The organism is Pantoea sp. CCBC3-3-1 (assembly GCF_007981265.1).
Taxonomy (GTDB): Bacteria; Pseudomonadota; Gammaproteobacteria; order Enterobacterales; family Enterobacteriaceae; genus Erwinia.
The window spans coordinates 2892727-2915083 of sequence record NZ_CP034363.1; the positions used below are offsets into that span (position 1 = coordinate 2892727).

Sequence of the window (22357 nt, forward strand, 5' to 3'; positions counted from 1 at the left end):
GATGAAGTATGGCTAAACAAGTATCACCCATCGAAACCCTGTGTGGTCTGGCGCAAAAAGATTTGGAAAAAGCCGCCATCTCGCTGGGTGACGTGCGTCGGGGTCAGAAGCAGGCAGATGAGCAGCTGAACATGCTGCTTAATTATCAGGATGAATACCGCAAGACGCTGAACAACACCATGTCGGAAGGCATCAACAGCACCCGCTGGTACAACTATCACCAGTTTATTGAAACGCTGGAAAAGGCCATTGAGCAGCATCGCCAACAGCTGGCGCACTGGAATGGTCGGGTAGAAAACGCATTACGCCTGTGGCGGGATAAACAACAGCGGCTTCATGCCTATGAAACGCTGCAATCCCGGGCGCTGGCCAACGCATTATTACAGGAAAACCGTCTCGATCAGAAACGGATGGATGAATTTGCCCAACGGGCATCATTGAGGAAAGGTGAATGATCACTTTACCACTGGTTACCAGCGCGACTAAGGTCGCCAGCGCTTCGACTTCCGGCTCAACGCAGGCTTCTGCCGACGTTGGCACCGACACAACGACCACAGCTTCCGGCGTTGCTGGCGAAACCGCTCAGACCGGCGGAGAAGGTTTTCTGACTCTGCTTGGCAATAAATTACTGACGCTCGCGCAAAAAGGCGACGCGGCAGCGAAAACAGGCGTCGCAACCACGACAGCAACGCTGACCGAAACCAGCGAAACGGATCCCTCGCCGAAAGCGAAGCTGAATGCATTGCTCGCGGCACTGGATAAGCCTGAGACATTAAACGCCCTGCTGAAGCCCGCATCAGTAAAAGAAGGCGACAGCATCAAGAGCGAAAAAGCCACTGATGAGAGCGAGACAACAGCGGCAGCGACGACCACGCTGAGCAGCAGCGATATGCAATCGCTCCAGGCGTTGTTTGCTATGTTGCCGCCAACGACGCAGCAACCTTCCCTTACCGCAAAAGCCGGTGAAACCCTGGAAGGCGACGGTAGCATTAAAGGCAGTAAACAGGCGACGCTTGCCTCTCTGCTCTCCTCCGATGCCAAAACCACGGGCAGCGAAGATGAAGCAAAAAATAGCGACAACAATGACAAACTCGTCGGGGCTGCTACTCTGAGTACCACGACCTCTACGCAGAAAGCCTCTTCGGATACGGCTGCGTTGAATACGGCGTTCCAGCAAGTGCTGGGTCAGGTCAATAAAGACAACGATAAAGAAAATTCAAGTTCTTCTTCAACACCGACGATAACCAGTAATGTCATCAGCGCTGCATCTGCCGCCATGACGCCAACCACAACTTCGGTTGTGACCGCGCCGGCCGCGCCACAGCTTAGTTCTCAGCTTGGCAGTCCGGAATGGCAGCAGGCACTGAACCAGCAGATTGTGATGTTTAGCCGTAACGGACAGCAAACCGCCGAGCTGCATTTGCATCCGCAGGATCTGGGCAGTATCCAGATCAGCCTGAAGCTGGACAGCGATCAGGCGCAGCTGAGCATGGTGTCGAATCACAGTCAGGTTCGTGCTGCGCTGGAAGCGGCTATGCCACAGCTGCGTACTGCACTGGCGGAAAACGGTATCAACCTTGGTCAGGCTAATGTCAGCAGCGACGCGTTCCAGCAGGGGCAGAGTTTTGCCGGTCAGCAGGAACAGCAGAAAAATAACAGTCGCGGCAACACCTTTAGTCTGGCAGCTGAAAATGACAGCGATGTGACCGCAATTGCCGTTCCAGCCGCGCTGCAAGCGCGTGCCGCCGGTTCCAGCGCGGTTGATATTTTCGCCTGACGACAACAAACGCATAAGCTAGCGGCAAAACCCGCGTCTTTTCTGCCTATTGTTTGGCGGGCGATGCGGGATAATCTGCCCATAACGTCGTCAGAGAGCGGTAGACCGCCTCTCGGAAATACTCACAGGAATTATCGCTCGTATGACTGATAAGAAAGCAAAAAGCGGCAAACGCAAACTTTTAATACCTCTGATTCTGCTGGTTGTACTGGCGGCGGCAGGCGTAGGCGGCTACATGGTCTGGCATAAGATGAAGGGTCCTGCTGATGCGGCTGAAGCTGCAAAACCAGTACCGCCTCCGGCGCCCGTCTTTTTCGCCATGGACACGTTTACCGTTAACCTGATTAACCCGGATAACGACCCTGACCGTGTGCTCTATGTAGGCTTTACTCTGCGCCTGCCGGATGATGAAACCCGTCAGCGCATCACGGATTATCTGCCGGAGGTGCGTAGCCGCTTGCTGCTGCTGCTCTCCCGCCAGGATGCTGCGGCGCTGGGCAACGAACAGGGTAAGCAGGAACTGGTTAAGCAAATCAAAGCCGTTCTCGCGCCACCGCTGGTGCAGGGTCAACCTCCGCAGACAGTGAGTGACGTATTGTTCACTGCCTTCATTTTGAGGTAAGGCGACATGGGCGACAGCATTCTCTCACAGGCGGAAATTGACGCGCTGCTTAATGGCGACAGCGACAGCGCGGCAGAAGAAAAGGTTAGTAGTGCGGGCGACAGCAACATTCGTCCTTACGATCCCAACACCCAGCGTCGCATGGTTCGCGAACGTCTGCAGGCGTTGGAGATCATTAACGAACGTTTTGCACGTTCATACCGTATGGCGCTGTTTAACCTGCTGCGTCGTAGCCCGGACATCACGGTCGGTGCGATTAAAATTCAGCCTTATCATGAATTTGCTCGCAACCTGCCGGTGCCGACTAACCTGAACCTGATCCACCTGAAGCCACTGCGAGGCACCGCGCTGGTGGTGTTTTCACCCAGCCTGGTCTTTATTGCAGTTGATAACCTGTTTGGCGGTGACGGCCGTTTTCCGACCAAGGTTGAGGGTCGCGAGTTTACCGCTACCGAACAGCGCGTAATCCGCAAAATGCTGAAGCTGGCGCTGGAAGGTTACAGCGATGCCTGGAAGCCAATTTATCCGCTGGATGTGGAATATGTTCGCTCGGAAATGCAGGTGAAGTTTACCAACATCACCACCTCGCCGAACGATATCGTGATTACCACACCGTTCCAGGTCGAAATTGGCAACCTGGTGGGTGAGTTCAACATCTGTATTCCGTTCAGCATGATTGAACCGCTGCGCGAAACGCTGGTGAATCCACCGCTGGAGAACTCGCGCCAGGAAGATCATAACTGGCGTGAAACGCTGGTTAAGCAGGTTCAGCACTCCGAACTGGAGCTGATAGCTAACTTTGCCGACGTGTCGATGCGGATTTCTAAACTGCTGTCACTGAAGCCTGGCGACGTATTACCGATTGATAAACCGGATCGCATTATCGCTCATGTCGATGGCGTGCCGGTATTAACCAGCCAGTACGGCACCCTTAACGGGCAGTACGCGCTGCGAGTTGAACATCTGATTAACCCGATTTTGAATTCGATGAATGAGGAACAGCCCCATGAGTGACACCAATAAGCCGTCCGAAGACGACATCTCCGCGGACGACCTGTGGGCTGACGCGCTGAATGAGCAGACCAGCACCAGCAGCGCGTCATCTGAAGGGGTGTTTAAATCTCTGGAAAGTAACGACATTGCCGGATCGTTGCAGGATATCGATCTGATTATGGATATCCCGGTCAAGCTGACTGTGGAACTGGGCCGCACCAAAATGACCATCAAAGAGCTACTGCGTCTGACGCAAGGTTCCGTGGTTGCACTGGAAGGCCTGGCCGGTGAGCCACTGGATATTCTGATTAACGGTTATTTGATTGCTCAGGGTGAAGTCGTGGTCGTTGCCGACAAATACGGCGTGCGCATCACCGATATTATCACCCCATCTGAACGTATGCGCCGTCTGAGTCGCTAAATGAAGACAACGAGCCAGGTGACACAGCAGCCGGTTGGTCAACCGGCTATTTCAACCGGATCGATGCTGACTCAGGTCAGTAGCGTACTGGCCGTGATTATTCTGTTAATCCTGGCTTGTGCCTGGATAGCCAAACGCATTGGCTTCGTACCCAAGCGCGGCGCTCGCGGACAGCAAGACCTGTCCGTTAGCGCCAGCTGCCAGGTGGGTCAACGCGAACGTGTGGTGATTGTTGATGTCAAAGATGCACGTCTGGTATTAGGCGTTACAGCACAGCAGATCACCCATTTGCACACCCTGCCGCCTTTGCCCGAGCAGGAAAATCCGGAACCTCCGGCTGCGACGGCAGATTTCCGTCAGGTGTTACAGACCTTACTCAAGCGCCCCGGAAAGTCATAATGAAACGCATTCTTCCCCTGCTGGCTCCGCTTCTTCTTCTGCTGCTGGTGCCTGACGTTCACGCTCAGCTTCCCGGCCTGATTAGCCAACCCACGGCTAACGGCGGACAAAGCTGGTCACTGCCGGTGCAGACGCTGGTGTTTATCACCTCGCTGACTTTCCTTCCGGCCATCATGCTGATGATGACCAGCTTTACGCGCATCATTATCGTTTTTGGCCTGCTGCGTAACGCGCTGGGTACGCCCTCTGCGCCGCCAAACCAGGTGCTGGTTGGTCTGTCGCTGTTCCTGACCTTCTTCATTATGGGGCCGGTGTTCGACAAAATTTATCAGGATGCCTATCTGCCGTTCAGCGAAGACAAGATCAGCATGCAGGATGCGATTGATAAAGGTGCTCAGCCACTGCGCGAATTTATGCTGCGCCAGACGCGTGAAGCCGATTTAGCTTTGTTTGCTCGCCTGGCAAATACGCCACCGTTGCAGGGGCCGGAAGCGGTACCCATGCGTATTCTGCTGCCCGCTTATGTCACCAGCGAGCTGAAAACGGCGTTCCAGATTGGCTTTACCGTCTTTATTCCTTTTTTGATTATTGACCTGGTTGTCGCCAGCGTTCTGATGGCGTTGGGGATGATGATGGTGCCGCCCGCGACCATCTCGCTCCCCTTTAAGCTGATGCTGTTTGTGCTGGTTGACGGCTGGCAGCTGCTGATAGGGTCGCTGGCCCAAAGTTTCTATTCATAAAGATTGCGCGGACGTGTCCGCCACAAGCAATAACCTCGCTTCAGCGACGCCAAAAGTCGTCCAGCGAAGAATTTAACCTACTATTTTTTTGCTGGAGTCGTTATGACACCTGAATCGGTAATGGTTATGGGGCAAGATGCGCTGCACGTTGCGCTGGCGTTAGCCGCCCCGCTGTTAGTTGCAGCGCTGGTCAGCGGACTGGTGATCAGCCTGTTGCAGGCTGCAACGCAAATCAACGAACAAACCCTGTCGTTTATCCCTAAAATTCTTGCCGTTGTTGCCACCATCGTGGTTGCCGGCCCGTGGATGCTGAATCTGATTCTGGATTACATGCGCACCCTCTTCAGCAATCTGCCTAATATCATCGGTTAAATGATTAACTTCGACAGCAGTCAATTAGTGTTATGGATGGGGCAATTGTTCTGGCCCCTGGCGCGCGTGCTGGCGTTGATCATGACTGCTCCGCTGTTAAGCGAAAAATCCATCAGCAAAAAGGTCAAGCTGGGCCTCGGTCTGATGATTACCTGGGTGCTGATCCCAACCCTGCCGCCGGTCAACGTGAGTATTTTCTCAATTGGCGGCTTCTGGCTGCTGATTCAGCAGATTCTTATTGGCGTGGCTATCGGTTTTACGATGCAATTCGCCTTCGCCGCGGTCAGAACCGCCGGGGAAGTGATTGGGTTGCAAATGGGACTTTCTTTCGCCACCTTTTTCGATCCGGCCAGCCGCCTGAACATGCCGGTGCTGGCGCGTTTTCTGGATATGCTCGCCATGCTGCTGTTTTTGTCTTTCAACGGACATCTGTGGCTAATCTCAATGGTCGCAGACAGTTTTCAAACGCTGCCGATCGGCGGCAATCTGATCAATGGCAATGCGTTTCTGGCTTTAACGAAGGCAGCCGGTTTAATTTTCCTTAATGGCATGCGATTAGCGCTACCGTTGATAACCTTGTTACTTACCCTTAACCTGGCCCTGGGTTTGTTAAACCGTGTTGCATCTCAGCTGTCGGTTTTCGCCATTGGTTTTCCCATCACCTTATCGATCGGAATCATCTTTATGAGCCTGATGATGCCGCTCCTTGCCCCCTTCTGCGAGCACCTGTTCAGCGAAGTATTTGATTTGCTCGCTGGAATTTTGAGCGAATTGCCATCCAGATAAACTTAAGTATTGTGTACTGGTGATAATATCATTGGTAAGCAGGTAGAATGTTTTTGTGCATTTTTCAAACCGGTTTTACCAGAATAGTCTTAAGGAAAATCTGATAAATCGCCTCGCGCAATGAAAATTATTCTTATTAAATCGATGTTAGCGTATTTTGTTTAACGAAACGGGTTGATTGTTGCGAATAAGTTAAAGTTGACGTTTCGCAAAACTAACTGTTTTTAATGGAAATTTTATTTTTTGTTGTTTCCCTTGTATCAAACCGCGTTTTACGGCATTGTCAGCAACACTTTTCGCGATACACATTCGCAGAGTGAATGTTTTTTAGGAATCGTCCTATCAGATTTTTCCGCGTTCTGCGCGATAGTGGCTCGGTTCACAAAAACAAAGCTACATGCTGTGCTAAGACAAACCGTCAGCCGGATCCTCCGTTCTGACTGTTTTCGGTGCTTTGGTTGTGCGTTATGTCGCCCAAACTTAACGGTAATATCAAGCATGGATGGAACGTGCTAACGCTGCGGATTCAGTACTAAGTACATATAATAAAATTGAAAACAGAACATATTACTCTCGTAACTATACAAACGCGTAATTCATCGTTGATTTAAACGGATAACAATTTGGTGAGGGTCGCTATTATGCCAACAATTATAATGGATTCATGCAGCTATACACGACTAGGGCTTACAGATTATATGTCAGTAAAGGGAGTGAAAAAGAAAAATATAACTTCCGTAAATGATATCGATCAGTTACAAACGAAATGCCAACAGCTTCAGCCGGGTGTGGTTTTTATTAACGAGGATTGCTTCATTCATGAAGCAGACGCCAGCCAGCGCATAAGAACCATTATTATGCAGCACCCTGATACACTGTTCTTTATCTTTATGGCTATCTCCAATATCCATTTTGAGGAATACCTCTACGTTCGTAAGAACCTGATTATTACGTCAAAATCGATCAAGCCAGCAACTCTGGATAATTTATTAATTTCCTATTTTCAAAAGAAACTCAATGTTTCCCCTCGTTACTCTGCAGGCTTCGATGTTCACCCATTGACGCTGAGCCAGACCGAGTCAAACATGTTGAAAATGTGGATGTCTGGCCACGATACGATTCAAATATCGGACAAGATGCAAATTAAGGCCAAGACGGTTTCCTCGCATAAAGGAAACATTAAACGTAAAATTAAAACACACAACAAACAAGTTATTTATCATGTGGTTCGCCTGACTGACAACGTAACCAGCGGTATCTACGTTAACGTTCGATGAATCTGAAGAAAGCCGGCGCAAGCCGGTTTTTTTTGCCTGGTCATAAGGCAAATGAATAACTGAATCTGATTCGGTAAAAAGAATAAGGGGCGAGTTAAATCGCCCCTTTACCTGAATTGTCTGTGCGCTGTCAGCTCTGGGCATGCGGTTCTACAAAAATTCCGTCCGCGTGACCTGTCTCATTAAAGAACCAAACTCCCTGCGGATAATCTTCCAGCGAAACCAGATACATTGTTCCCTCACTGAAATCTTCTACCGCCAGTACCGTTCCCGGACGGCGCGGTCCGCCATCCGTTTTGACCGTCACACGATCGTTTACTTTCATTTCACCCTCTCCATTAATCCATCAGGTTCTGATAAAACGCATCAGAGTGGCTTAACGGCGTGCAATTACCCATACGGCATGCACGATGCCTGGGATATAACCGCACAGCGTCAGCAAGATATTTAACCAGAAGGCACCGCCGAAGCCAACCTGCATAAAAACGCCCAGCGGCGGTAAAAGAATAGCAATAACGATACGTAAAAAATCCATGTCGCCTCCATAGCGTGGACAATCGGTTTATTTTGTAATCGGTTGATAAGTATAGCGGTTATATTGCAATTTGCCCGGAATGTCGTGTAAAACAACGTAATGTTAACGGGGTGACTTCCTTTTCGTTTTTTTAACGTTTTCTGGTGAGACTTTTGACAACCTGAAAGCCTACACTGTCCCCACTGCACCAACCCCAAAGGGGCAGTCAACCTAAAAAGTAACAAGGATTTTTGCCCGCGCAGCGCGGGCTTTTTTTTTGCCTTTTTCCAGCCTGTTATTCCTCCTCCCCCTCTTGTTCACTCTAAAAACGCCAGCAGCGCATGCGGATGGCTCTATACTTTCTGATTATCCTGCTTTTTTTAACGGCATGAGGAGGTAAGGCGATGCCAAAACTACATGACCCGCTAATGATAGTGACGGATTTGGATGGCTCATTGCTGGATCATCACTCCTACAGCTGGCTACCCGCGCAGCCATGGCTGAATCGCCTTACCCGCGCAGATGTGCCTTTGGTGGTTTGCTCCAGCAAAACCGCCGCAGAAATTGTGCCGTTGCAGCGCTCGCTGGGAATAGTAGGCGCGCCTTTTATTGCTGAAAACGGTGCCGTTGTTAAGCTGGAAGGCCAGGTTCAGGCAAAGTCTGCCAGAAGTTATGACGATATTTGCCAGGTTTTGCAGCGCTTGCGCGACCAGCACGGTTTCAAATTTACCGGTTTTTCCGATGTGACTGAAAAAGAGGTGGCGGAATGGACAGGCCTGACGCCGCATGACGCCACGCTTGCCCGAGCACGTGAAGGTTCAGAAAGTGTGATCTGGCGGGATACTACGGAACAGTTTACGGCTTTCCAACAGGCGCTGGCCGCCGACAGTCTGGAACTGGTGCAGGGCGGAAGGTTCTGGCACGTGATGAGCCAGGGCAGCGGCAAAGGTGCCGCGCTGGAGTGGCTGTTAACGCATTACGCCCATCCGACCGGTCAGCGTTACATTACCATCGGTTTAGGTGACGGGCCAAACGATGCGCCGATGCTGGATAAGGTCGATTACGCCGTGGTGATTAAGGGCTACAGTAAAAACAGCGTTGAATTAAAAAGAGAGGATAAAGACCGTGTTTTTTACAGTACAGGCTTTGGTCCTGAAGGATGGAGCGAAGGCCTGACACATTTTATCCAGGATTAACGTGACGATATCCGGTGATTTCAGGCGGATTATAAGGGGAACGCGATGAGTGATTTTTTCCAGAACGGCGTTATAACGAATTTTCACAATCTCACCGCCCGCCCGGTAGAGGAGCTGGAGAAAGATCTGGTTCGCTTTGCCAGACGGCGCAAAATGGGACTGATCCTGCCGTCGCTTTTTTCGGAACTGGAAGGCCCGGCACTGGGCCATATTGTTGATGAATTGGCTAAAGTTCCCTATCTGGAGGAGATCGTTATCGGGCTGGATCGCGCTGACCGCGACCAGTTTCTTTACGCTCGGGAATTCTTTTCACGCCTGCCGCAGCGTCACCGCATTTTATGGAACGACGGCCCACGCCTGAAAGCGATTGATGCCGAGCTGGACAAAGAGGGTCTGTCCCCTTCTCAACCCGGTAAAGGCCGCAACGTCTGGTTTTGTACCGGCTACACGCTGGCCTCAGAACGTTCAGCCTGCGTCGCACTTCATGACTGTGACATCGTGACGTATGAACGAGGCATGCTGGCACGCCTGCTTTATCCGCTGGCAAATCCGGCGTTTCAGTATGAGTTTTGTAAAGGCTTTTACGCCCGCGTTGCAGATAACAAGCTTAATGGCAGAGTGGGAAGATTATTGGTTGGCCCGCTGCTGCGTTCGCTGCAAAAAGTTTATGGTCACTCCGAATACCTGGAATACCTTGCCAGCTTCCGCTACCCCCTTTCCGGCGAGTTTGCGATGCGTACTCACGTGCTGAATAACATTAAAATACCCGGCGACTGGGGGCTTGAAATAGGCGTGCTGTCGGAGATCTACCGCAACTATATTACCCGTCAAAGTTGTCAGGTAGAGATTGCGCATCACTATGACCACAAACATCAGCCGCTTTCGGAAGAGGACGGCACCGGCGGTCTGCGCCGCATGAGTAACGATATCGTGCAATCGCTGCTGCGTAAAATGGCGACGATGGGCGTCAATATCACCAGCGACTCCTTCCGCGTCCTGAAAGCAACCTACTACCGTAACGCGCTGGATATGATGGAGATCTACAGCCATGATGCTGCGATGAACGGCCTGAAATTCGACCAGCACGCTGAGGAAGCGGCCGTGGAAATGTTTACACAGTCGATTCTGGAAGCCGGACAGTCGTTTATTGAACGCCCTAACGAAAAGCCGTTTATTCCCAGCTGGAGCCGCGTACAGTCCGCTTTCCCGGATATTATGCAGCGCATCTATCAGGCGGTCGAAGAGGACAACGAGGGAAAAGTATAACTGAGCGACAGGGGTACAGGCGGGAGATAAAAAGAAACAGGACGGAAGTATCGTCCTGTTCAGTGTGGGCTAGCTGGCAAGTTGAGTTTGCTCCGGGTTCAGAGCGCAAAGCTCATCTTCATGGAAGGCCTCCCGCCTTACGCTATAGCCGTCGTACCAGCGGCACTCGACCATTCCGCTGGCATAGCCGGTAACAATCATCGATGGCCCACCTTCTTTAAGCTGCACTTCCTCACTGACCAGAATCATCTTTCATCTCCTGCGCTGAGCGTACTATTTGCGGACGGAAATTAAGGTATAGCAGTCGCTCCGCATTTATTCCGTTAATTGCAGGTAAAAGTTTTGTTAAATAAAAATATGCAGTTGAAAATGCGAAAAATAAAAAAAGCGAGTAAAGTTCATTACTCGCTTTGAAAGGCAGTTAGATTTTGCAACCTTCGCAGTCAGCTTCATCGCCTAAATCAGCCGGGACTTCGCTGGCTTTTTTCTCGGCATTGGCTTCCGCCTGTTCCAGTTCGGCATCAATATCGAATTCAAAAATATCGTCTTTCATCATTGCTCCAGGTTACTTAGCACTTGAGGGCTGCCTTTATACTGATTGTTTTCGCAGTTTACCAGCCAGATTTACCGCAAAAAGCACAATCGATCCCACGATGAATCCCAGCACCAGGTTGGCCAGGTTGCTGATAAGCGAGGCGATCATTCCGCTAAAGCCTGCACTGACGTGCTCAATGTAGTGATGCAGCAGCGGCACGCCGTGGGCGATAATGCCGCCACCGACCAGGAACATTGCCAGCGTGCCGACAACGGACAGCACCTTCATCATTTTTGGTGCCAGCGTCAACAGCAGACCACCCACGCCTTGTGCCAGCGCGGAGGATTTCTCTTTAAGCCACAGGCCCAAATCGTCAATTTTAACGATACAGGCTACGATGCCATACACCCCAACCGTCACCAGAATGGCGATGCCTGCCAGTATAACGACCTGATTCAGTAGCGGCGCGTCGGAAACAATACCCAGGGTGATTGCGACAATCTCCGCGGAAAGAATAAAGTCGGTGCGCACTGCGCCTTTGATTTTTTTCTTTTCATAGACGGCGGCTTCCTGCGGATTGAGCTTGCGGATGCGTTGCTCTCTGGCCTCAGGCGTTTTCGCGTTTTCATCCTTATGCAGGCTGTGGAAGACTTTTTCCACCCCTTCATAGCAAAGATAGGCACCACCCAGCATCAGCAAAGGCGTAATCGCCCAGGGTGCCAGCGCGCTAATGACCAACGCCAGCGGCACCAAAATCAGCTTATTCAGGAAAGAGCCTTTCGCCACGCCCCACACTACCGGCAGTTCGCGATTAGCCTTTACGCCGCTAACCTGCTGTGCATTTAGCGACAGATCGTCACCCAATACGCCAGCGGTCTTCTTTGCCGCCACTTTTCCCATCACCGAAATATCATCCAGCAGCGTGGCAATATCATCCAGTAATGTCAGTAAACTACTTCCTGCCAAAATTTCCTTCCTTATTTAGTCATGCTGACAGCAGGGACAAACCTGCACTTCGGCTACCGAGATATCGGCAATACCGTCACAATCCCACTCTACGCGAACCGGCCCTTCCGCTTGTGCGTGATGCACATATTTACTGACCGGGCTTTCGGTTTGACCCGCGATCTCTTCTGTCGCCACCAGCGTGTTGCCCACAAAAATGCGCGCGGTAGCCGTGGTGTTGACCATTCGTTCGCCGCTGATTTTATACAGTCGTCTGACTGTGAGTTTGATACTGGCCATAATCCACCGTAGACAGAAGATGTTAAAGAGTGTGATCTAAGCAATTATGAACGAGGGATGCAAATTATGTGATCTGAATCGTCCAGATTGGCAAAAAAAGCGAGATTTCATCTGGTTGAAATCTTTTTTTAACGCTAACGTAGCGCTCTTTATCCGGCTTCAGGAAAAATTATGTTACGCCGCGCGCCTGCCCTGCTTCCACTTCTGGCCTCATTGTTCGCCCTCTATTTTATCTGGGGATCGACCTATTTCGTGATCCGTGTCGGGGTGGAAAGCTGGCCCCCAATGATGATGGCCGGGCTGCGTTTTCTGCTGGCAGGGGTAATTCTTACAGCCTTCTTATTGCTGCGCGGCGACAGGCTTCCCAGCTGGCGTCAGGCCGGGAATGCCGCGCTGGTCGGCATTATGCTGCTGGCTGCCGGTAACGGCGCGGTTACGGTGGCCGAGCATCAGAATGTCCCGTCCGGCATTGCGGCTGTGATGGTCGCGACCGTGCCGCTGTTCGCTATGTGCTTCAGCCGCCTGTTCGGCATTGCAACCCGCTGGATTGAATGGTTAGGGATTGCCGTTGGGCTGGTGGGCATTATCCTGCTGAACAGCGGCGGCCATCTTGGCAATAATCCGTGGGGCGCATTGATGATCCTGGCCGGCTCGCTAAGCTGGGCGTTTGGTTCGGTCTGGGGATCGCGTATTAATTTGCCCACAGGCATGATGGCGGGCGCGATTGAGATGCTGGCAGCGGGCGTGGTTCTGCTGACGGCCAGCCAGCTAAGCGGCGAAAAGCTGCATGCCGCCCCTGCATTACCGGGTTTTCTGGCGCTGGGCTATCTCAGCCTGTTTGGCTCGATCATCGCCATCAATGCCTATATGTTCCTGATTCGCAACGTTAGCCCGGCTATTGCCACCAGCTACGCCTATGTTAATCCGGTTGTCGCCGTGCTGCTGGGCATTAGTTTTGCGGGCGAAAGCCTCACCCCGCGCGAGTGGCTGGCGCTGGCAGTTATCGTTCTGGCGGTAATTCTGGTGACGTTGGGAAAATATCTCATTCCCTGCAAACCGGTGATCAAACCGGTCACTAAAGCGGACTAGTTCTGTTGCGGCAGGCAGGGATCAGCTCAGAGGACGAACTCCCTGCCCGTCGATTTCGGCATTGCCTTCTGCGGCAAACAGCCACTCTTCCAGGCGGGCGCCTAGCGCTTCTGATGCCAGTTTAGTTTTTCCGCGCAGCGCGCACTCCCATACCACCAGTACCTTCCAGCCCGCAGCGCTCAGTTCAGCAACCGCGCGTTTATCGCGCTCAACGTTGCCGTCTATTTTTTCCATCCAGAAAGCGGTGCGGGTTGCAGGAACTTTAAAGAGATGGCAGTGGTGGTGATGCCAGAAACAGCCATGCACAAAGACAATCGCCTGATGGCGATCCAGCACAAAATCGGGCCGTCCAGGCAGGCTTTTGTCCTGCACGCGATAGCTGAAACCCAGCTCGGCCAGCTGTTCGGCCAGCCGGTTTTCAATCGCCGTGTCTCGCGTGCGTATGGCCCGCATGTTCTTGCTACGAATTATCGATGAGTGAACGTCAGCCATACTGTCTCCTTGAGGGTCAGGCGTTCTGATTCCCCTGCCGCGCCTGCACCGCCTGCTTAATCCACGGCAGCAGCAGTTTCGCTACCGCCGCAAACGCCGGCACAACCACTGAGTTACCAAACTGGCGGTAAGCCTGACTGTCTGAAACGGGAATACGAAAGCGCTGGTCTGGCTTTTCAAAGCCCATCAGGCGTGCACATTCCCTCGGCGTCAAACGACGTGGACGGCGCTGCTGATTGTCCGCATCATCAAAATCTCTTTCACCCAGCTGGCGATCCCAGCCACGGTCAATAAGAATTTCCGATCCGTCTTTGTAATAACGCGCGGAGAGCGTACGCACCACGCCATTTTCCAGCTGCGGATCCACCAGGCCGTAGCCAAAGCCATTACCTTTAGCCTGATGTTTCTTCGCATAATTATAGAGGTATTTCCACAGCACGGGCGTCAGGATGTATTTAGCATCCACCGCGGGCTCCAGCAGATCGCGCAGCGGCGTTCGCTGCTGAGGATAGAGCGTTTTCAGCGCGCTGAGGCTGAATTGCGGCAGTTTTAAATCACGTCGAAACCCCACCAGCACAATGCGCTCGCGGTGCTGCGGCAAAAAATGTTTCCCGTCGATGATTTTAGGATCGGCTGCGCCGCTGGCATCAGCATCCGCCACGTCATAACCCAGTTCGTCCAGCGTCTCCATAATCACGCGGAAGGTATTGCCTTTGTCATGGCTCTTCAGATTTTTGACGTTTTCCAGCACAAAAATGGCCGGTTTTTTAGCGGTGATAATACGGGCCACGTCAAAAAACAGCGTGCCCTGCGCTTCACACTCAAAGCCGTGAGCCCGGCCCAGCGCGTTTTTTTTCGACACGCCCGCCAGCGAAAAAGGCTGGCAGGGGAAACCCGCCAGCAGCACATCATGATCCGGCACCTGCCGGTTAATATGCTGGTAAGCCTCCTGCTCGCTGACGTCAGGCTTTGCGCTTAAAGTGACATCACGAATGTCCTGATTGAAAACGTGACTTTCTGGATCGCAATACCAGTTCGCGCGGTAAGTTTTTACCGAGTACTTGTTCCACTCACTGGTAAACACGCACTGACCCCCAATCGCTTCGAAACCGCTGCGAATGCCGCCAATACCGGCAAAGAGGTCAATAAAACGGAATGCATAATGCGGATGATGAGCGGGCGGCGCAGGCAGCAGGTTGTCCAGTGCCGCTATTTCGGCCTCGGTCAAAACCGTCATGGCGCTGCTGCCTTTAACCCAGCGGCTAAGCGTGTCGCGTGTCCAGGCAGACTGGCCGGCCTGCTGTAACGTTGCCGCCAGCGTTTTCAGATCGTAGATTTCCAGTAATTGCTCTACTCGCTGACGATCCTGCTGATATTTTTGCTGCGCCTGCAGAGGTGCTTCGCCGCTACTGTCGAACTCGCTCATAGTCACTCATCAATAAGGATTGAGCCTGGCAGTTTATCACTTCACTGCACCAAAGCCAGGCGCTAACTGGCTCAACTGGCGATTTACACAGCAGCCGGGGCACAATCCGTGACATCCTGCGAGCCTGAGCTTAAACTTGCTCTGTTTTTTTGACCCATTCATGGAGCCTGACGTCATGAGCGACATCTCACGCCCGCCCCTGAGCCTGCCAAACGGTGCCAGTAAACTGCTGCTGCACTCGTGCTGTGCGCCCTGCTCTGGCGAAGTCATGGAGGCCATTGCGGCCGCCGGGATTGATTACACCATTTTCTTCTACAACCCGAATATTCATCCACAGAAAGAGTATCTGTTGCGTAAAGAGGAGAATATCCGCTTCGCAGAAAAGAACGGCGTGCCTTTTGTGGACGCTGATTATGATACGGATAACTGGTTTGAACGCGCAAAAGGAATGGAGTGGGAACCCGAACGCGGCGTACGTTGCACCATGTGTTTCGACATGCGCTTTGAACGCACCGCGCTGTATGCTCATGAACATGGTTTTCCGGTTATTTCCAGCTGTCTGGGGATCTCCCGCTGGAAAAACATGCAGCAAATTAACGATTGCGGCAAACGCGCCGCCGCGCCTTACGATAATCTGACCTATTGGGATTACAACTGGCGGAAAAAAGGCGGTTCAGCACGCATGATTGATATCAGCAAGCGCGAACGTTTTTATCAGCAGGAATATTGCGGCTGCGTCTACTCGCTGCGTGACACTAATCTTCACCGTAAAAGCCAGGGCCGCCAGCTGATTAAGCTGGGCGTCCTCTATTACGGTGATGATGAGCAGGCATGATTCCGTCGATTGCTGACTGACCCCATCCTGAGGATGGGGCAACACTATTTTTTCTTTTTCGATTTTTTCAGCAACGCACGGATTTGCTTAAGTTCACTGGACGTTAATTGCGCATCGACCTCCTCCGACGTATCCAGGTTATCCACGGTGGGATGCGGATACGTTGTCAGGCTACTGTGCAGACGCTGACTAACCTCCTGACTGAGCGAAATTTGATTTTCCGTGGCCAGCGTTTTCAGCGTTTCTTTCAGATTTGGATCGATTTTTATTGTTAAGCTAACGGTGTCGGTAGTCATGTCCGAATCTCCTGATAAATGACCGCAACACCCTCGCATGAAAGCTTGTGTATAACCATACTGTCACAAAAATTTAATATTTTAGTGACTCGTGGCAAACGCCTGTAATACATCCTGATCCAGCGCGCAAAAATCCCCGTTCAGCTCGGCGCACAGCTTTGCCATGTAGGTCACCAAAAAATCGGCATTATGACGCGCCAGCCGGCGCCCCTCTTCGGTATGCATGGTCTCAGGCAGCTTAAGTAATTTTTTCTGAAAATGATCCAGCGCCCATTCCGCATCGTTTAAAGGCCGCTCCTTACCCAAGGGGTCGAAGCTGTCAAACAGCGAACGTCCCAGCGCACCGGAAACATAAAACACGCGAGCCAGTCCTATTGCGCCTAATGATTCCAGTCGATCGGCATCCTGCACGATTTGCGCTTCTAACGTTTCTGCTACCACACCCGCGCTAAAGCTGTGAGCGTGAACGGCATGCGATACCGCATCATGTTTCTCTTCAGGAAAATCAGGGAAAACGTCCAGCAGGATCCGACGCGTCTCAACGGCGGCCTTTGCGGAAGCCAGGTGACGCTCTGGATGATTTTTAGGCAGGTTAACGATGTCATGAAAATAACACCCGGTAAGCACAACCAGCTCATCAGCCGGTGTGTCTTTCATAATACGCTGGGCAGTCAGCCAGACTCGACGTAAATGCGCGACGTCGTGAGCTTTATCATCCTGAGGCCATGTCGCATGCAGCCAGCTTTCAAAGCGGCGTTGCCAGTGATTAAGAGTCATAGACTTCTCCTTATAGTTTGAACTTGTAGAGATGTCAGTGGGTTAACGCTCATCCACTGTAGATAAGGGCAGCGGGCCCGATGCCACCCTTCTCTGTTTATAGCGCTTATCTTCACATTTTCGCAATGCGTTTTGGTTTTTCAGGTTTTTACCCAGCCTTTAATTGCTGATTTTTTATGCAAATGGTTAAACATTAATAATGTACTTTTTGTAATAAGTTATCGGCATTTTGACGCACAGTAAGTTAGAATCATCATCAACCCACAATCGATTCTGGCAGCGGAGCGTCGTAACAGTAACAGATTGTCTCAGGCTGCTGTTAACGTAAGAGATTGTAAAGACGGCATATGTCAAATTTATGATCGCGAGGATTGTTGGGCCTGAACCCGCAGGTCAGACCTGCGAAAATGCCGCCCTTGTCCCTGAAGAGTACAAGGCGGAACAGGTAGCTTAAATAAAAAAGCTCAGCTTATGTTTCATTTGATTTAAAACACACACAGTTCCACGCAGGCTAAAGTTCAGATTAATCTGTATTGTCATTTAAGTAATGGCTGCGATCGGTGCCTTAACCAAATAAGTAACAGGGGTCAAACCATGAAAGAACGCCCGATTTTGTTTAACGATCAACGGGTGCGAGCACTGCTCTCAGGCCAACAGAGCCAGACCCGGCGCATTATGAAATCCCAACTCTTTGGACCAGGACAAGATAACCACGAAGGCTGTTATGGCATTGATGTCTTAAACAACCACCTCCAGGGCAACCGGGTAATGGGCATGGGAAACTTAAGTTACCACTGTCCTTTTGGGCAGCCCGGCGACCGTTTATGGGTGAGAGAAACCTGGCGAGGCCCGGTAATTCCCCCGGAAGAAATGGCCGAATACGAACGTAATCCCGAACGGTTTAAAACGCCTGACTATTGTCAATATCGTGCCGATACCGGAACCTTTTCCAGCGCCGCTGAGGAAGACGATCAGTTCGGCTGGCAGGCGGGCATCCATATGCCGCGCTGGGCAAGCCGCATCAATTTGCTGGTAACGGCGGTGCGGGTTGAGAAGATTCAGGACATCAGCGATGACGATATTTTTGCTGAAGGCGTGCAAACTGACTCTCACTTCCTGAATAACTTTTTCACTATGCACAATGAAGTGATCTCCCCGAAAGACAGCTACCGCAAACAGTGGGCGCTGCAGTATGGCGGCACAAGCTGGGAAGTGAATCCCTGGGTTTGGGTCATCGAATTTAAACGCGTCTGATGACGTTCATCCCGGCTGAGATCGCCAGCCGGGATGCTTATTTTGCTCCTCACCCACCTGCGATCACAGATTCTCTCTGAATTTACTGATTAAATTGCCGCTCTGCGTCCATACGCGAAAACGTTTCTCATATTGCCGAATGTAACAGTTGCGGTTAACAGTATGCTGCGGCATGGTAATACCTCCTCCACCGGATTGGGTTGCATGATGATCAAATGGCCCTGGAAAACCAAAACGGCTGATAATCTGCCCTGGCAGCAGGCACTGGCAATCCCATTGCTGCAAACGCTGAGTGAGAGCGATCGGCAAAAGCTCATCCAGCTTGCCCAGCGCTTTCTGCAACAGAAACGGCTGCTGGCTTTGCAGGATTTCGTTCTCGACGATGTGAAATCTGCGCGTGTCGCCCTGCTTTTTTGCCTGCCCGTGCTCAATCTCGGCTACGAATGGCTGGATGGTTTTCATGAGGTGCTGATCTATCCCGCTCCTTTTATGGTGGACGACGAGTGGCAGGATGAATTTGGCCTCGTGCACCGCGAGCGTATGGTCCAGTCAGGTCAAAGCTGGCAGCAAGGCCCCATCGTGCTGAACTGGCTGGATGTGCAGGACTCATTTGATCTTTCAGGTTATAACCTGATTATTCATGAAGTGGCCCATAAACTGGATGCCCGGGGTAGCGACTACGCTAATGGCGTGCCGGCGATGCCGCTACGTGAAGTGGCCGGATGGGAGCGCGAGCTGAACGCTGCGATGAGCAGTATTCAGGATGAAATCGATTCGGTAGGCGAGAACGCGGCAACTATCGATGCCTACGCGGCCAGCGATCCGGCCGAGTGCTTCGCCGTGCTGTCGGAATACTTCTTTAGCGCGCCTGATTTACTGGCGGAACGCTTTCCTCAGCTGTATGAACGGTTTTGCCGCTTTTACCGCCAGGATCCCAGGCGTACTGGCGGGGAAGCTGAATCGAGGCAAAATGGCAGCATCGTTCATTAACTGTGCGGATTGAGTTATTCCCAGCCAGTTGAAAGCTATCGGGTTTTTTAGTGTTGACACGCCGGGCCTGCCCCGTTACTATGCGCCCCATCAACCGATTCCTCTGTAGTTCAGTCGGTAGAACGGCGGACTGTTAATCCGTATGTCACTGGTTCGAGTCCAGTCAGAGGAGCCAAATTCTTGTTTTCATGCTGCTTTTCGAATCCTTATTTGATTCAGATTCAATAGGTTAGCGTGAAAAGTCTTCCCGTTGCATTTTTATTTCCCCCTCCGCATCGGGCAAGATTGGTGGTCTGATTTGGGGTCATTTCAGTTCGATTATGGAGTGACCACCATATGTCTCTGAACGACACTAAAATCCGCAGCCTCAAGCCTTCTGATAAACCATTCAAAGTCTCCGATTCACAAGGGTTATACCTTTTAGTTAATCCTCACGGTTCACGTCTCTGGTATCTCAAATATCGTATCAATGGCAAAGAATCCCGCATTGCCTTAGGTGCCTATCCAGAAGTATCTCTGGCGAATGCTCGACAACATCGTGACGGGATCCGCAAGCTGCTGGTGCAGAATATTAATCCATCACAGCAACGTATCGCAGAAAATGCTGCCCGCTCATCTGAAAAATCCTTTAAACACGTTGCATTGAGCTGGCATAAAAGCAATAAAAAGTGGTCGCAAAATACCGCTGATCGATTGCTGGCCAGTATGAACAACCATATCTTTCCGGTTCTAGGGCATCTGTCAGTATCAGAACTTAAACCCCGGCATTTCATTGGGCTGCTGAAAGGTATCGAGGAAAAAGGCCTTCTGGAAGTTGCATCCCGCACGCGGCAGCACCTCAGTAACATCATGCGCCATGCTGTTCATCAGGGATTAATCGACACAAACCCGGCAGCAAACCTTGACGGCGTGATATCTCCGCCCGTTAAGCACCATTATCCCGCACTGCCACTCGAGCGTCTTCCTGAGCTGCTTGAACGCATTGCGGGTTATCATCAGGGGCGTGAACTTACCCGGCTCGCCGTTATGCTAACCTTGCACCTGTTCATTCGCTCAAGTGAACTACGTTTTGCACGCTGGTCGGAAATTGATTTCAGAAACAAAATTTGGACTATTCCCTCAACCCGAGAAGCTCTTCCCGGCATTCGCTACTCTGAACGAGGAGCAAAAATGCGCACGCCACATATTGTCCCGTTGTCACGGCAGGCCTTTTGTATGCTAAAACAAATAAAGGAAATGTCAGGTCATCTGGAGTTAGTATTCCCTAGCGATCATAACCCCTATAGGCCGATGTGTGAAAATACGGTTAACAAGGCATTACGGATGATGGGCTACAACACGAAAGTCGATGTCTGCGGACATGGATTCCGGTCTATGGCATGTAGCGCTCTGATGGAATCCGGGCTTTGGTTGCAGGATGCAGTTGAACGTCAGATGAGCCACCAGGAACGTAACACTGTACGGGCAGCTTATACACATAAAGCTGAGCACCTTGATGCTCGAAGGGCCATGATGCAATGGTGGTCGGATTATCTTGACAGATGCAGGGTGATATTCATGCCGCCTTATCTCGTGTCCATGAAAGGCCATTAGTCCTGATAGAAAGAATCATCTGGCTCAAGTCTGTCTCAGTAAAGATGTTGTTATCTGGTGACTCAAGATATAAAACAAAACAGATGATAACTCGTGAAACAAGGCGGAGATATCTCTTCGTCTTGTTTCACCTACTGGTCGGTTAAGAAATGGCAATTGAATATGGCTACCGGTACAAAGTACGCCTTTAGTAATTTATTAAGGTCTTGCAGCTGTTCCATCGGGCAAACGTGCATTGGTCCATTCCGGAATACCGCCCGACACAGGGTACTTCGCTGCCTCTTTCAAATCGATATCCACGCCCAGCCCCGGACGATCGCTGAGATACGCATAGCCGCGATCAATCTCAGGACAACCAGGGAATACTTCCTGCAACGCCTCATTCACCGGAGTATATTCCTGAATGCCAAGATTGGTGATGCTCAGATCAATATGCAGGTTTGCTGCCACGCCAATCGGTGAGATATCGCCCGGACCGTGCCATGCAGTGCGCACGCCGAACAGTTCCGCAAAAGTCGCCAGTTTCTTCGCTGGCGAGATGCCGCCAATGGTGCTGACGTGGCAGCGAATATAATCGATCAGCTGGTTTTGAATTAATGGTTTCCACTCATTGATTTGTGTAAACAGCTCGCCCATGGCAATTGGCGTGCTGCTTTGGCTGCGTAATTTGCTCAGCCAGTCGATATTTTCTGGCGAGACCGGATCCTCAAGGAAAAAAAGCTGATACGGTTCGAGTGCTTTCGCCAGCTGGATTGAAGCGATCGGCGTGATGCGTTCGTGCACATCATGAATAAACTCGACGCCAAAACCGAGCTTATTGCGCAGATGATCAAACAGGCGCGGTACGGCGCGCGCATAAGCATCCGGATCGAAATAGATGCCTTGAGTAGGATTACGCGGTGACACTTTCGGCTGGATATTGCGAGCTTTGGCCAGCTTGCCGGCGATCAAACGCAAATCATCGGTACCCGCGCCGCCATACATGCCCATCTGACAGCGCACATATTGATAGCCCTCCTCCATGCGTGCGCGAATGTTATCTTCAACTTCGATCTCATCGGCGCCGTCGCAGTGGCGATAAAGCGGCACGCCATCGCGACATTTGCCGCCAAGCAGTTCATACACCGGCAAGTCGGCAACTTTACCCTTCAGATCCCACAGCGCCATATCCACGCCGGAGAGCGCATTATTCATCACCGGACCGTTACGCCAGTAACCGCTGACCGCCGCCGATTGCCAGATGTCTTCGATACGCGCCGGGTCTTTGCCGATCAAAAACGGCTTCATGTAGTTTTCAATCGCGGCGGCGACCGCGTAGATACGCTGAGTAAAGGTGGCGCAGCCCAAACCGTATAAACCGGGTTCGCTGGTTTCGATTTTTACCACCACCAAATCGATGCCGCCTGGCGCGGTAAGGATGGTTTTTACATCGGTAATTTTCAGGTTACTCATCATGATCCTC

The 22357-nt window shown here is 51.4% G+C and carries 28 protein-coding genes and 1 tRNA gene; 18 read left to right on the top strand and 11 right to left on the bottom strand.

Translation table 11 applies throughout. The features are described 5' to 3' along the window. Positions 1–8: 8 nt before the first annotated feature. The 10 genes from fliJ (at position 9) to rcsA (ending at position 7387) form a co-directional block, all read left to right on the top strand. Positions 9–455 carry a flagellar export protein FliJ gene (fliJ, locus tag EHV07_RS13640; RefSeq protein WP_147198581.1) on the top strand — a complete coding sequence of 149 codons (447 nt, stop codon included), beginning with the start codon at positions 9–11 and terminating at the stop codon, positions 453–455. Further along, positions 452–1777, top strand: a complete 1326-nt coding sequence (locus EHV07_RS13645) for a flagellar hook-length control protein FliK (RefSeq protein WP_147198582.1) — start codon at positions 452–454, stop codon at positions 1775–1777. The genes fliJ and EHV07_RS13645 overlap by 4 nt, the downstream gene beginning before the upstream one ends. Positions 1778–1919: 142 nt before the next feature. Continuing rightward, positions 1920–2399, top strand: coding sequence for a flagellar basal body-associated protein FliL (fliL, locus tag EHV07_RS13650; protein ID WP_147198583.1), 480 nt, complete (start codon positions 1920–1922; stop codon positions 2397–2399). A gap of 6 nt (positions 2400–2405) precedes the next feature. Next, the gene (fliM, locus tag EHV07_RS13655; RefSeq protein ID WP_147198584.1) at positions 2406–3413 is read left to right on the top strand and encodes a flagellar motor switch protein FliM; all 1008 of its coding nucleotides are present in this window, start codon (positions 2406–2408) and stop codon (positions 3411–3413) included. After that, complete coding sequence (gene fliN / locus EHV07_RS13660) at positions 3406–3813, top strand: flagellar motor switch protein FliN (protein ID WP_147198585.1); 408 nt, start codon at positions 3406–3408, stop codon at positions 3811–3813. The genes fliM and fliN overlap by 8 nt, the downstream gene beginning before the upstream one ends. After that, positions 3814–4212, top strand: a complete 399-nt coding sequence (gene fliO / locus EHV07_RS13665) for a flagellar biosynthetic protein FliO (protein WP_147198586.1) — start codon at positions 3814–3816, stop codon at positions 4210–4212. Further along, a complete protein-coding gene (gene fliP, locus EHV07_RS13670) occupies positions 4212–4952 on the top strand; it encodes a flagellar type III secretion system pore protein FliP (RefSeq protein ID WP_147198587.1) in 741 nt (246 codons plus the stop codon). The genes fliO and fliP overlap by 1 nt, the downstream gene beginning before the upstream one ends. 102 nt (positions 4953–5054) lie before the next feature. After that, positions 5055–5324 (top strand): flagellar biosynthesis protein FliQ, encoded by a 270-nt coding sequence (gene fliQ, locus EHV07_RS13675; RefSeq protein WP_147198588.1) that lies wholly within the window; start codon positions 5055–5057, stop codon positions 5322–5324. Then, positions 5325–6110 carry a flagellar biosynthetic protein FliR gene (gene fliR, locus EHV07_RS13680; protein ID WP_147198589.1) on the top strand — a complete coding sequence of 262 codons (786 nt, stop codon included), beginning with the start codon at positions 5325–5327 and terminating at the stop codon, positions 6108–6110. 641 nt (positions 6111–6751) lie between these two features. Further along, positions 6752–7387: a transcriptional regulator RcsA gene (gene rcsA / locus EHV07_RS13685; RefSeq protein ID WP_147198590.1), complete on the top strand. Its 636-nt coding sequence runs from the start codon at positions 6752–6754 to the stop codon at positions 7385–7387. Positions 7388–7517: 130 nt separating this feature from the next. Here rcsA and dsrB read toward each other — a convergent pair whose 3' ends face one another. Both dsrB and EHV07_RS13695 read right to left on the bottom strand, forming a co-directional pair. Further along, positions 7518–7712, bottom strand: coding sequence for a protein DsrB (dsrB, locus tag EHV07_RS13690; RefSeq protein ID WP_147198591.1), 195 nt, complete (start codon positions 7710–7712; stop codon positions 7518–7520). 51 nt (positions 7713–7763) lie between these two features. After that, positions 7764–7922: a YqaE/Pmp3 family membrane protein gene (locus EHV07_RS13695; RefSeq protein WP_017800079.1), complete on the bottom strand. Its 159-nt coding sequence runs from the start codon at positions 7920–7922 to the stop codon at positions 7764–7766. A 383-nt stretch (positions 7923–8305) separates the two neighbouring features. Between EHV07_RS13695 and EHV07_RS13700 the strand changes: the two genes are divergently transcribed. Beyond that, the gene (locus EHV07_RS13700; RefSeq protein ID WP_147198592.1) at positions 8306–9097 is read left to right on the top strand and encodes a mannosyl-3-phosphoglycerate phosphatase-related protein; all 792 of its coding nucleotides are present in this window, start codon (positions 8306–8308) and stop codon (positions 9095–9097) included. A 45-nt stretch (positions 9098–9142) separates the two neighbouring features. After that, the gene (locus EHV07_RS13705) at positions 9143–10363 is read left to right on the top strand and encodes a glycosyl transferase (protein ID WP_147198593.1); all 1221 of its coding nucleotides are present in this window, start codon (positions 9143–9145) and stop codon (positions 10361–10363) included. Between the two features lie 69 nt (positions 10364–10432). On the opposite strand, the gene EHV07_RS13710 is transcribed toward EHV07_RS13705, so the two are convergent. The 4 genes from EHV07_RS13710 to EHV07_RS13720 form a co-directional block, all read right to left on the bottom strand. Continuing rightward, on the bottom strand, positions 10433–10612 hold the full coding sequence (locus EHV07_RS13710) for a YodC family protein (RefSeq protein ID WP_147198594.1): 180 nt from the start codon (positions 10610–10612) through the stop codon (positions 10433–10435). 172 nt (positions 10613–10784) lie between these two features. Further along, entirely contained in the window at positions 10785–10916 is a 132-nt protein-coding gene (locus EHV07_RS25065) for a hypothetical protein (protein WP_013202694.1), read from the bottom strand. A 36-nt stretch (positions 10917–10952) separates the two neighbouring features. Next, positions 10953–11864: a DUF808 family protein gene (locus EHV07_RS13715; RefSeq protein ID WP_147198595.1), complete on the bottom strand. Its 912-nt coding sequence runs from the start codon at positions 11862–11864 to the stop codon at positions 10953–10955. A 15-nt stretch (positions 11865–11879) separates the two neighbouring features. Beyond that, positions 11880–12143, bottom strand: a complete 264-nt coding sequence (locus tag EHV07_RS13720) for a hypothetical protein (RefSeq protein WP_147198596.1) — start codon at positions 12141–12143, stop codon at positions 11880–11882. A 171-nt stretch (positions 12144–12314) separates the two neighbouring features. Between EHV07_RS13720 and yedA the strand changes: the two genes are divergently transcribed. Then, a complete protein-coding gene (gene yedA / locus EHV07_RS13725; RefSeq protein ID WP_147198597.1) occupies positions 12315–13232 on the top strand; it encodes a drug/metabolite exporter YedA in 918 nt (305 codons plus the stop codon). 21 nt (positions 13233–13253) lie between these two features. Here the strand turns inward: yedA and EHV07_RS13730 are convergent, their stop codons facing one another. Continuing rightward, complete coding sequence (locus EHV07_RS13730) at positions 13254–13724, bottom strand: very short patch repair endonuclease (protein WP_147198598.1); 471 nt, start codon at positions 13722–13724, stop codon at positions 13254–13256. A gap of 16 nt (positions 13725–13740) precedes the next feature. After that, complete coding sequence (locus EHV07_RS13735) at positions 13741–15150, bottom strand: DNA cytosine methyltransferase (protein WP_147198599.1); 1410 nt, start codon at positions 15148–15150, stop codon at positions 13741–13743. Between the two features lie 175 nt (positions 15151–15325). On the opposite strand from EHV07_RS13735, the gene EHV07_RS13740 reads away from it, so the two are divergent. Beyond that, positions 15326–15985 (top strand): epoxyqueuosine reductase QueH, encoded by a 660-nt coding sequence (locus EHV07_RS13740; RefSeq protein WP_147198600.1) that lies wholly within the window; start codon positions 15326–15328, stop codon positions 15983–15985. Between the two features lie 44 nt (positions 15986–16029). On the opposite strand, the gene EHV07_RS13745 is transcribed toward EHV07_RS13740, so the two are convergent. Together EHV07_RS13745 and EHV07_RS13750 are read right to left on the bottom strand one after the other, a co-directional pair. Next, positions 16030–16281, bottom strand: coding sequence for a hypothetical protein (locus EHV07_RS13745; RefSeq protein WP_147198601.1), 252 nt, complete (start codon positions 16279–16281; stop codon positions 16030–16032). A gap of 81 nt (positions 16282–16362) precedes the next feature. After that, positions 16363–17058: a phosphohydrolase gene (locus tag EHV07_RS13750; RefSeq protein WP_147198602.1), complete on the bottom strand. Its 696-nt coding sequence runs from the start codon at positions 17056–17058 to the stop codon at positions 16363–16365. 594 nt (positions 17059–17652) lie between these two features. On the opposite strand from EHV07_RS13750, the gene EHV07_RS13755 reads away from it, so the two are divergent. The 4 genes from EHV07_RS13755 (at position 17653) to EHV07_RS13770 (ending at position 20895) form a co-directional block, all read left to right on the top strand. Further along, complete coding sequence (locus EHV07_RS13755; RefSeq protein ID WP_147198603.1) at positions 17653–18312, top strand: hypothetical protein; 660 nt, start codon at positions 17653–17655, stop codon at positions 18310–18312. A gap of 207 nt (positions 18313–18519) precedes the next feature. After that, on the top strand, positions 18520–19302 hold the full coding sequence (gene mtfA / locus EHV07_RS13760; RefSeq protein ID WP_147200624.1) for a DgsA anti-repressor MtfA: 783 nt from the start codon (positions 18520–18522) through the stop codon (positions 19300–19302). A gap of 99 nt (positions 19303–19401) precedes the next feature. Next, positions 19402–19477: transfer RNA gene (locus EHV07_RS13765), tRNA-Asn, on the top strand. A gap of 161 nt (positions 19478–19638) precedes the next feature. Beyond that, positions 19639–20895, top strand: coding sequence for an integrase arm-type DNA-binding domain-containing protein (locus EHV07_RS13770; protein ID WP_147198604.1), 1257 nt, complete (start codon positions 19639–19641; stop codon positions 20893–20895). A 198-nt stretch (positions 20896–21093) separates the two neighbouring features. On the opposite strand, the gene EHV07_RS13775 is transcribed toward EHV07_RS13770, so the two are convergent. Then, positions 21094–22347, bottom strand: a complete 1254-nt coding sequence (locus tag EHV07_RS13775) for an enolase C-terminal domain-like protein (RefSeq protein ID WP_147200625.1) — start codon at positions 22345–22347, stop codon at positions 21094–21096. Positions 22348–22357 lie beyond the last annotated feature (10 nt).